Origin of the sequence: Mesorhizobium sp. M0898, from assembly GCF_040319695.1 — a bacterium.
Lineage (GTDB): Bacteria > Pseudomonadota > Alphaproteobacteria > Rhizobiales > Rhizobiaceae > Mesorhizobium.
In genome coordinates this window covers 44,343-54,239 of record NZ_JAMYOE010000038.1, presented here as the reverse complement: position 1 = coordinate 54,239, position 9,897 = coordinate 44,343, and the positions used below count along the sequence as shown (strand labels likewise).

At 62.7% G+C, this 9,897-nt stretch carries 13 protein-coding genes; 5 read left to right on the top strand and 8 right to left on the bottom strand.

All coding sequences use genetic code 11. From position 1 onward, the window contains the following. From NKH90_RS27640 to NKH90_RS27625, 4 genes are all read left to right on the top strand, one after another. A partial coding sequence (locus NKH90_RS27640) for an IS91 family transposase (protein ID WP_352822200.1) occupies nucleotides 1–716 on the top strand: 716 nt, incomplete at its 5' end. A gap of 316 nt (nucleotides 717–1,032) precedes the next feature. After that, the gene (locus NKH90_RS27635; protein WP_352822197.1) at nucleotides 1,033–1,383 is read left to right on the top strand and encodes a response regulator transcription factor; all 351 of its coding nucleotides are present in this window, start codon (nucleotides 1,033–1,035) and stop codon (nucleotides 1,381–1,383) included. A gap of 130 nt (nucleotides 1,384–1,513) precedes the next feature. Next, nucleotides 1,514–2,155 (top strand): hypothetical protein, encoded by a 642-nt coding sequence (locus NKH90_RS27630; protein ID WP_352822195.1) that lies wholly within the window; start codon nucleotides 1,514–1,516, stop codon nucleotides 2,153–2,155. 39 nt (nucleotides 2,156–2,194) lie between these two features. Continuing rightward, nucleotides 2,195–2,647, top strand: coding sequence for a nuclear transport factor 2 family protein (locus NKH90_RS27625; protein WP_352822192.1), 453 nt, complete (start codon nucleotides 2,195–2,197; stop codon nucleotides 2,645–2,647). A 481-nt stretch (nucleotides 2,648–3,128) separates the two neighbouring features. Here NKH90_RS27625 and NKH90_RS27620 read toward each other — a convergent pair whose 3' ends face one another. Beyond that, nucleotides 3,129–3,221, bottom strand: coding sequence for a LysR family transcriptional regulator (locus NKH90_RS27620; protein WP_352473773.1), 93 nt, complete (start codon nucleotides 3,219–3,221; stop codon nucleotides 3,129–3,131). Between the two features lie 178 nt (nucleotides 3,222–3,399). Here NKH90_RS27620 and NKH90_RS27615 point away from each other — a divergent pair, with 178 nt between their 5' ends. After that, entirely contained in the window at nucleotides 3,400–3,543 is a 144-nt protein-coding gene (locus tag NKH90_RS27615; protein WP_352685236.1) for a hypothetical protein, read from the top strand. Between the two features lie 86 nt (nucleotides 3,544–3,629). Here NKH90_RS27615 and NKH90_RS27610 read toward each other — a convergent pair whose 3' ends face one another. The 7 genes from NKH90_RS27610 to NKH90_RS27580 form a co-directional block, all read right to left on the bottom strand. Beyond that, nucleotides 3,630–4,373: an amino acid ABC transporter ATP-binding protein gene (locus NKH90_RS27610; RefSeq protein ID WP_352473770.1), complete on the bottom strand. Its 744-nt coding sequence runs from the start codon at nucleotides 4,371–4,373 to the stop codon at nucleotides 3,630–3,632. Between the two features lie 25 nt (nucleotides 4,374–4,398). Then, the gene (locus NKH90_RS27605; RefSeq protein WP_023677250.1) at nucleotides 4,399–5,073 is read right to left on the bottom strand and encodes an amino acid ABC transporter permease; all 675 of its coding nucleotides are present in this window, start codon (nucleotides 5,071–5,073) and stop codon (nucleotides 4,399–4,401) included. Further along, nucleotides 5,070–5,741 (bottom strand): amino acid ABC transporter permease, encoded by a 672-nt coding sequence (locus tag NKH90_RS27600; protein ID WP_352451492.1) that lies wholly within the window; start codon nucleotides 5,739–5,741, stop codon nucleotides 5,070–5,072. The genes NKH90_RS27605 and NKH90_RS27600 overlap by 4 nt, the downstream gene beginning before the upstream one ends. Before the next feature lie 84 nt (nucleotides 5,742–5,825). Continuing rightward, on the bottom strand, nucleotides 5,826–6,614 hold the full coding sequence (locus NKH90_RS27595) for an ABC transporter substrate-binding protein (RefSeq protein WP_352569105.1): 789 nt from the start codon (nucleotides 6,612–6,614) through the stop codon (nucleotides 5,826–5,828). Nucleotides 6,615–6,725: 111 nt separating this feature from the next. After that, complete coding sequence (locus tag NKH90_RS27590) at nucleotides 6,726–7,889, bottom strand: saccharopine dehydrogenase family protein (RefSeq protein ID WP_352822188.1); 1,164 nt, start codon at nucleotides 7,887–7,889, stop codon at nucleotides 6,726–6,728. Continuing rightward, nucleotides 7,886–8,389 carry an Lrp/AsnC family transcriptional regulator gene (locus NKH90_RS27585; protein WP_023677254.1) on the bottom strand — a complete coding sequence of 168 codons (504 nt, stop codon included), beginning with the start codon at nucleotides 8,387–8,389 and terminating at the stop codon, nucleotides 7,886–7,888. The genes NKH90_RS27590 and NKH90_RS27585 overlap by 4 nt, the downstream gene beginning before the upstream one ends. Before the next feature lie 317 nt (nucleotides 8,390–8,706). After that, nucleotides 8,707–9,750, bottom strand: coding sequence for an acyltransferase family protein (locus tag NKH90_RS27580; RefSeq protein WP_352822186.1), 1,044 nt, complete (start codon nucleotides 9,748–9,750; stop codon nucleotides 8,707–8,709). Nucleotides 9,751–9,897: the final 147 nt, after the last annotated feature.

Below are 9,897 nucleotides of genomic sequence, written 5' to 3'. Positions count from 1 at the left end.
ATGTCCACATGATCGTGCCGGGCGGCGGCATCGCGCCGGACGGAAGCCGGTGGATATCGTCGCGCCCGGCCTTCCTGCTCCCGGTACGCGTACTCGGCAAGCTGTTCCGCCGCCTGTTTCTCACCCGGCTGGTCGCGCTGCACGAGGCGGGCCGGCTCAGCTTCTTCGGATCGATGGCGCACCTGTCCGCGCGGCAGGCATTCGTGCGGCACCTGTCGCCGGTCCGCAAGAAGCACTGGGTGGTGTACGCCAAGGCGCCGTTCGCCGGGCCGGAGGCGGTGCTCGCCTATCTGTCCCGCTATACCCACCGGGTTGCGATCTCGAACCGCCGGCTGATCGCCTTCGACAAGAGCGGCGTCACCTTCCGCTACAAGGACTACCGCCGCGACGGCGCCGATCGGCAGCAGGTCATGACGCTCGCCACCGACGAGTTCATCCGCCGCTTCCTGCTCCACATGTTGCCAAAGGGATTCCACCGCATCCGGCACTACGGCCTGCTCGCCGGCTCTGCTCGCAAGACCAGCCTCGCACGCGCCCGCGAACTGCTGAACGTCGCTGCGCCGTCGGAGGACGACAACTCGGTAGAACCGACTGACTTCCGTCCGCCATGCCGGTGCTGCGGCGGAAGCATGATCATCATCGAGACGTTCGAACGGTGGCGACAGCCGCGCGGACCGCCGGACACCACGGCGACGAACCGGGAGAACTCTCCATGACCCGGCATGGCATGCTCCAGCCTTCAGCCGCAGGCACTCAGCCTCCGGCAACGGACCCACGCGTGTCCATGGTGATTATCGACGCCGAACGGGTCGCGTCCGGCCGCGCGACGACCCGACAATACCGCGTGGCTGAAACGCGAAACGGTCCGTCCGCATCAAACCCGCCGCTTCCCAGCGGCGGTCGCGCCATCGCCGACACCAGCCGCAAATCGAAATCCCCATAACCATCGCCTGTGGCCCGCGGGTTCCTTCCTCGGGGACTTTCGTACGCCTGCCGGCGCCCGAAACTCTTCACGATATCGGAACGGCAGAAATGGGTCGATTCGAGCCGTTGCGCGAAGGGCCGCTTTTGAGAAGCGCCATGAATGTCGCGATATTGGCGCTACCTACTCGTTCCCATCGACGAGACGAATGGCAGCATCCACCCTTCCCCCGGTCCTCGGCGGCGGACGCGATGAACGGCTCGATTGAGCCCGAAACGAACTTCTGTCACATCAGTAACCTGCCGCCACCTCCTCAAATTGCCGGCGAGCTCGGTTTGAGCCAGCGGACGGTAGACCGTCACGTTAGCGATCTCCTGACGCGGCTGAACGTGCGCACGCGCACGGCAGCCACCGCCTTTGCGGTCGAGCACGGCCTGATCGGCATGGGCGTATCTGGGTAATCTTACCCAAGCCAAAATTTCTCGCTGCGTGGGTATTTACGCCGAAGCGGGCAACCGTGGCGCGGGTCTAAACTTCATGGCGTGGTAAAGGCCACAGGAGGTTTTCCCGATGCAAACGAATAATAACAGCATGAGCGGGCCGGGCGGTGTCTGGCTCGCCACCGGAACGCTGCTGCTGGCGGCTGCGCTCGTCTTTCACGGGCCACCGGACGCGGATTTGTCTGTTCAGATGCAGAATATCGCCGAGGGCCATGGGCGATGGGCTACGGTCCATTGGACGGCGGCAGCGGCGCTGTTCCTGATCGCCGGCGCTTCGTTCCTGAACCTGGCGCTCAACCCCCGGGTTCGGCGTTCGCCGATGCTGAGTTCTGCCTGGATGGTGATGGCTCTCGGCGCTCTGACCACGTTCTCCACCGCAGTCGCCGAGGCATCGGTGGTCGCGGTCGCGGCCGACCGGGGTGACACCAACGCCTTCATGACCTGGTGGGCGTTTTCCGGCGGCATGGGTAACGGATTCTGGGCGTTATCCTTGGCGACAGCGCTTGTCGCGTATCACGATGCCCGCGACAACGTTGGGATACTGCCCCGATGGGCCGCGATCGTCGGCTCGGCGTTCGGTATCCTTTCAGCAACCGGGTGGACACTCGGTGAGCAGCTCGGGATCCGCATCGGGGGTCCGATCTGGCTGATTTCCTCGCTTCTCATGTGCCTGTGGCTCGCGTGGTACGGGCTGTCCTCAAGCAGCGTCCGGTCGGGGCAAGCCACGGCGTAAAGCGCCTAATCCAGCATCATCTTGAGACAGGAGGAAAAAATGTCCCTTCAAACGAAGGAAATCGAGGCGACGATCCACGACATCCACGAATTCTTCACCGACTGGGTGGCGGGCCGATGCCCTGGCGACGACGCGACGTTCAAGAAGAACGCGCTCGACCGGATCAGCGACGATCTGGTCGCCATCATGCCGGGCGGCAGGGCGTTCGGGAAAAATGATTTCGCAGGTTACATGAAGAGCATCTACGGATCGAATCCGGCCTTCCGTATCAAAATACGCGACATCCGGATCAGCCATCAAAGCGCCGACGTGGCGGTCGTGAACTACCACGAATGGCAACGCGACGCGAAGGACTCTGATCAACCGAACAATGGCCGGGTCACGACGATGGTGATCCGCGATCGCGGCTACAGCCGGGGGCCCGAGATCTTGCAAGTTCATGAAACCTGGCTCCCAGCCGATGTCGTTCAGTCCGCGGATTTCGCGTTCTGAGAAGCGTCGGTCCGAAACGGGCAGAGAAAGGAATTGCGCTGGCGGCACCATCGGCTCTGCCGGCGTCATGGAGCCAGAACTGTGCTTCTTTTCAGCCCGAATTGATCCACATTCAACGTCCGGCTAGCCCAGCAAGCCGGCCATTCCATGCGTTCGCGTGGAGCGTCGGCTCGCCACCCATTGCTGCCGCTTGGTCGGCTGAACGCTTCGGCAGATCTTAGGCCCAGAGCGGACGTTAACCCGGCGCAAGATTTGGTCGCGAACAGCGCGGCCACGTCCGCAGGAGCCACGAAAGGAACCAGATCGGCGCTCCGGGGCAGGGATTTGGAAAGTATCATTGCCTAAGTTTCTGGTACTTTGAGGAAGTTCGGATAGATCATCTGCGGGACATTCAACCGCAACCGGCCGGCAGGCTTTTCGGCAAAGCTTCCCGCATCCCTCATTGCGGCAAGGATGAGCTCCAGCGCCGGTCCTGCCTGGCTCAAAACCTCTCGCCGGCTTCAGTCAGGCTCGTCGCCCTCGTGGTCCGCGTCAGAAGGGTCGCGCTAAGCCGCGCTTCCAGTTGCCTGATCATCTTGCTGATCGCCGACGGCGAGACCCGAAGTGTCTTGGCCGCGGCCGTGAAGTTGGCCGGCGCCGCTGGTTTCGCATGTTTCTTGGCGAACAGACGCCCGAAGCAGCGTTGGCCGCAGCCGACGATCCCGTCCCGGTCCCGGCCAAGAAACGCGAAAATCTATGCGAGGCCAATCTCTATGTCGCGGAGTTTTTACCGGCTCGACGGCCGTGACGATGAAGCCTTGCGGCGGTACCGGCTTGCGGAACGCGACTGCCCCCACGACTTCATCGAATATGTCGCAGCAGGCAATGCACTGCGCGCGCTCGGTGTGTCGCCATAGTGCGCCGCTGCGGATGATTCATTGTAGGCTCGAGCGCAACCTCGGCGCAAAGGCGACGGCAGGTTCGGTGCGTATTGTCGCTGCTGTCAATGCCGCAGGATCTTGCTCAGAAAAGCGCGGCTGCGGTCGGTCTTCGGGTTGGAGAAGAACTCATCCGGCGTGCCGCTCTCGACGATGGCGCCGGCGTCCATGAACACGACGCGCTGGGCGACCTTGCGGGCAAAGCCCATCTCGTGCGTCACCACCATCATGGTCATGCCTTCCTCGGCCACCGCGACCATGACGTCGAGCACTTCCGAGATCATCTCGGGGTCGAGCGCCGAGGTCGGCTCGTCGAACAGCATGATCTTGGGGCGCATGCCGAGGCAGCGCGCGATCGCCACGCGCTGCTGCTGGCCACCAGACAGCTGCGCCGGATAGGCGTTCACCTTGTCGGCGAGGCCGACCTTGGCGAGCAATTCGCGCCCGGCCTTCTCGGCTTCAGCGCGCGGGATCTTGCGGACATGGATCGGCGCTAGGGTGACGTTCTCGAGCGCCGTCTTGTGCGGGTAGAGGTTGAACGACTGGAAGACGAAGCCGATCTCGGTGCGCAGCCGCGTCATGTTGGTGGCGGGGTCGCCGAGGCGCTGGCCGTCGACCGTCAGGTCGCCGTCGCGGATCGTCTCCAGCCCATTGATGCAGCGGATCAGGGTGCTCTTGCCCGAGCCGCTCGGGCCGCAGACGACGACCACTTCGCGCGGCTCGACGCTGAGCTTGATGTCCTTCAGCACGTTGAGCGTGCCGAACCATTTGTTGACGCCGCGAAATTCGATCATGCCGGTTTTGGTCATATTGCCGGACCCTTGAGGTTCGATGTCACAACTGCACCTCGCCATGCGCCGCGCCCATGCGTTGCTCCAGCCGGCGGGCCAGCATGATCAGGGGGTAACAGACGATGAAGTAACCGAGCCCGACCAGGAAGAAGACCAGCAGCCCATTGGGTACACGCTGCACCACCAGCCAGCCGACGCGGGTGAGGTCGGTGAGGCCGATGGCCGAGACGACCGAGGAATCCTTGATCAGTAGCACATATTGCCCGACCAGCGGCGGCAGCACGATGCGCATCGCCTGCGGCAGCACTACCTGGCGCATTCGCTGCCAGCGCGACAGGCCGGACGCAAGTGCTGCCTCGACCTGGCCGGTCGGGACCGAGCGGATGCCGGCGACGACGATCTCGCAGATGAAGCAGGCGGCCAGGTTGGTCAGCGCGATGATGCCGGCGGTGAAGGCGTCGAGCTCGATGCCGAGTTCCGGCAGGATGAAGAAGATCAGGAAGATCTGCACCAGGAACGGCGTGCCGCGGATCAGGTCGACCCAGGCGCCGATCGCGCCGCTGATCAGCCGGTTGCCGCCGGTGCGCAGGATGCCGAGGCCGAAGCCGAGCAGCGTGCCCAGCACCAGGCTGATCAGCGACAGCACCACGGTCATGCCGAGGCCGCGCAAGGCGAGGGGATAGCTGCCGGCGATGCTTTGCAGCTGCTGCCAGATCATGTCCGTGCCCCCGCCAGGCCGAGCCAGCGCCCGGAGAGCGCCGCCAGCCCCTTCAGCCCGTAATAGAGCAGGAGGTAGAAGGCGGCGATGGTGATGAAACCTTCCGCCGGCATGAAGCGGTCGGAGGCGAGCAATTGTCCGGCGCGCGTCAGCTCGGCAACCGAGATCAGCGACAACAGGGCGGAATCCTTGACCAGCACGATCGCCTGGCCGAGCAGCGGCGGGATCGTCACCTTGAACGCCTGCGGCAGGATGACGAGGCGCATGCGCTGGACATAGGTCATGCCCGAGGCGACGCCGGCCTCCACTTGGCCGCGCGGGATCGACAGGATGCCGGCGCGGATGATCTCGGCGACATAGGCGCCGCTGTTCAGCGACAGGGCCAAGATGCCGACGACGAACTCGGGCAGGACGAAGCCGAGCCGCGGCAGGCCGAAATAGAGGAAATAAAGCTGCGCCAGCAGCGGCGTGGCGCGCACCGCGTCGATATAGGCCTTGGCCGGGACGCGGAACAGCCGGCCGCGCTGCAAGTTCATGGCGGCGAGCACGATGCCGACGGCGAGCGCGCCGGCAAAGGAGAGGACAGACAGCCACACGGTCGTGACGAGGCCCTGCCCGAACAGGGGCAGATATTCGACGATGGTGCGGAAGCTGAAGTTTTCGAGCATGGTGGGGCGGGGTTCCTCTAGCGGACAAGCGACTTCGGACGGTTTCGTGAACGCGCGCGAAACCGCCCGAAATTCTATTGCCGCTTAGTGATCCTTCTTCCAGGCGTCGGAATTGACCCAGTAATCGAGGTTCTTCTGCAGGCGGCCGTCGAGGCTGACCTGGTCGAGGAACAGGTTCATCCAGACCAGCAGGTCCTGCTCGTCATAGCGTGTGGCGAAGGCCAGCGGCTCCTTCGACAGCATGTCCGGCATGATGATGAAGCTGTCGGCGGGGTAAGCGGTCGACTGGCCCTTGACCGCCGAGACGTCGTTGACGCCGCAATCGGCCTGGCCGTTGTTGACGGCGTCGAGCAGCAGCGGGCCGCCGCCCTTGTAGCTCTTGATATCGGCGTCGGGGAAGGCGGCCTTGGCTTCCTTCTCGCCGGTGGCGCCGAGCAGCACGGCGATCTTGGTGCCCTTGGCCTTGCAGTCCTCGGTGGACTTGAAGGCGGTCCCAGCCTTGGTGAAGACTGTGCTGCCGGTGTACATGTAAGGCTTGGTGAAGGCGACCTTCATGCCACGCGCCAGTGTCGGGGTCATGTCGGCGACCAGAAGATCGGCCTTGCCCGACAGCAGCGCCGGGATCAGGCCGTCCCAGTCGAAGTCGAGGAAGGTGATCTTGACGCCCATTTCCTTGGCCATCAGTTCGGCGAGTTCGACCGAACTGCCGGTGCGTTCGCCGGCAGCACCCACCAGCGAGAAGGGCGGTCCTTGCGTCTGCACGGCGACGCGCAACTCTCCGCGCTTGGTGATCTCGTCGAGCGTTCCCGCACTGGCGGCAGCGGTAAGGCCAGCGAGCGCAAGGCCGGCGATGAAAAGCTTGGCAATCTTCATTTGGGCATTCCTCCTTGTTGTCGTTTGTTGTTCCACTTGTTGTTTCACCCCATCGAGGTGCTTTTTGAGCGGCAGCGCCGTTGCCGGCGGCGACCACCGTTCGAAAATCCTTCAGTCCCAGCTCACCGTTTCGGCAACCTTGATGCCGCGCTTGGCCAGCTCATCGAGGAAGCGGCCATCGGGAACATGCAGCAGCGGATTGAGCAGGCCGGGCGCGGCGATCTCGCGCCGTGCCAGCATCTGCGCCACAATGCTGGCGGGATAGCCGACGCCGAGGCTCATGCCGAATAGGCCCGAGGCGAGGTCGCGTTCGATGACCAGCTCCGAGGTCACCGTCTTGCGGCGGTCGCCTTCGCTGCCGACAAAGACGTTGCGCATCACGCAAAGGTCCTTTTCGTCGGCGCCATATTGCAGTTGCGGGCCAAGCAGCCGGCCGAGGAATTCGCGTGGGCTGGCACCGGTGCTTTGCACCTTGTCCTCGGACAGGAAGCCGAGCTGCTTCAGCGGCGCCCAGAACGCCGACCAGCCGGGCCAGCGAAGCGAATAGCGGCCGGAGCGCTGCAGCCCCTTGGCGGCGGCGAGCATGCCGGCATAATGCGGCGCGTCGCCATTGGGGAAGGCTTCGAGCCTGCCCAGTCCCGCCACCTCGATCTCGTGGATGAAACGATTGTCGTGCTGGCGGGCGGCCGGCACATCGACCCGTTTACCGTCCTCGACCAGCACGCTGTCGCGGTTCTGGCTGACCAGAACCATGTCGAAATTCCAGCTCACCTTGTAGCGCAGCGGCTCGACCACCGCCTTCGGCTCGGGAATGCCGCCGCAGTAGGAATCGATCGCGGTGATGGCGTCGAACTGGCTGGCGGCGCGCGCGTAGAGCACCAGGTCGATGCCGGGGTCGAGCCCGCATTCGGTCACGATCGACACGCCGGCCTTTTCGGCCTCGGGAGCGAGATCGGCGATGGCCTTGCCGTAATTGGTGGTGACCAACGGCGTGCGCGTCGCGATCGCCGCCTGCGCCGCCTCGCGCATCAGCGGCTGCGGCAACAGGTCGATGACCGCATCGACGTCCTTCATCACCTCGGCCAGCGCCGGACCGATCGCGCCCTCCGGCACGACGAAACGCACCCGGGCAAGGTCGGTCAGGCCGCTAAGCCGCGCAGCGCCGTCGGTTGCGGTGTCGACACAGACCACTTGCTCGACACCGTCGCTGGCAACGAGGTCGGCGATCGCCGCCCGGCCTTGCAGGCCGAGGCCGCCGAGAACCGCGATCTTCATGCCATTTCCTTCCGCGTCTCGTCCGACCAGCAGCCTTCCGGCAGGCTGACCCATTTGTTGCAGGACGCCATGACGACGAAGGTCTCGCTGCGCACGACTTCGCCCGGCTCGCCGGCGCCGGGGATCAGCTCGCTGGTGACGCGGTAGAGATCGGCGACATCACCGGCCACGGTCACGTCGACGATGATGTCGAAGCGCCCGGTGACGACGGCGGCCGAGTTCACGAAAGGCAGTTCGGAGATGCGCTGCGCCAGTTCCCGGGCGCGGCCGCGTCCCTGCGCATTGATGCCGACGATGGCCGAGATCAGCTCAGGGCGTTCGGTCAGGTTGAGCAGCCCGACGATCTTGAGCAGGTTGCGGTCGAGCAGGTTGCGCAGCCGCATGCGCACCGTCGGCACCGAGATCGCCATCTTCTCAGCGAGGCGGTTGACGCCAAGCTGCGCATCTTGCGACAGCAGCTTGACCAGTCGCCGGTCGGTCTGATCGAGATGTTCCCGCAAACGCTCAGGCTTTCATAAAGGGAAAGAAATGATCGTATTTTCTTTCTGATATGAAAATACCTTATGAGAGATTTTTAACAACGGCAAGAGCCATGTCATCCGCCGTGCCGCTGCGCCTATCGGCAGTTTCGTCGATGTCGCCACATTTTGTTCTTGCTTTGTGCCGGCAGCTATGCTACTAATTTGGGTATGGTGCCAATTTGGCTCCAACGACCCGTCCTCCCGAGGCGGGTTTTTGTTTCCGGATCTTTTGAAGGTTCAGCGCCGCCGGTCTAAGATTGGCGGGACACCGTGGTTCCGCGGAGCGCAGCCGCAACTCATGCCTTCACGTGACGGGCGGAAAGGCTCATCCGCGAAATGGCCAAAATCGGCTTTTCAACAAAACTGTAGCTGGCCAGGGAGACGGCAATGCAGGCGGTGACAATAACCATGCCAGCAAGCCATGGTGATACGCTGACGCTTGCAACGACAGGAGCGGTCGCAAGCAGCACGATAGGATGCGTCAGATAGAGAGAGTAGGAGGCATCGCCCAACCTTGCCAGCAGGCGAAGAGCAAAAAGCCGGAAGTAGCTTTCCAGGCTGATGCAACCGGCGACAAGGATCAAGGCCGGGATTCCCTGAGCAAGGGTTCGCGGCAAGTTGAAGCCAAGTACCATCACCAGCATGGACACGATGGCGAACACGAGCGCCGAGACACCCAGGACGGTAGGCAAACGCGCCAGTCTGCCGACCAGGTGGCCGAGCGCCATGCCGGCAAGGAACTCAAACAGGATTGGCGTGGTGTAGAAAAACAGCACAGTGTCGGCGGCGGGTTTGAAGATGATGCGTGCAGCAACGGCGATTGCAAAGACAACGCCGACCGCGGCCATTTGCGTCAGCGTGCCGAAACGCATCGTCGCCGCGAACAGAATGTAAAACAGGATTTCCAGATTGAGCGTCCAACCCACGCCAAGCACCGGTTGGACATAGCCTGTGACCGTATCGAGATAGGGTATGAAAAGCAGGCTATTGGTGGTCTGCTCAAGAGACACTGCACGACCGGCAAACAACCAAAGTGCGGCGACCATGAGGAAGGTCATAACCCAATAGAACGGTACGACGCGTGTGAACCGCTGCATCAAAAAAGCACGGTGGTCACGACGTCTGTTCTCCGTCGAGAGAACCATGACAAAACCGCTGATGACGAAAAACAGGTCGACGCCGCTGTTTAGAATGGGAATAGACAGATCGAGCATGCCCAGTGCGGCCGGAAGATGATAGACAACAACCATGAGAGCAGCTAGGCCGCGCAAGACCTGTATCGATGTATATTGTTGAACCCGACGCGGCGCAGCGTGATCATTCTCTGGAATGATGTTCATCAAAAAATGGTCCCCGGTGCAGGAGAACATTAACATACGGGATCATTTATGTGCTGATTAATTGTTGGTTTAATTAATACGCAAAGTTTTAGATAAAGTTTTATTGATATAGCGTGCCGCCACACTTACGCTCGGCCGACTTTGGCC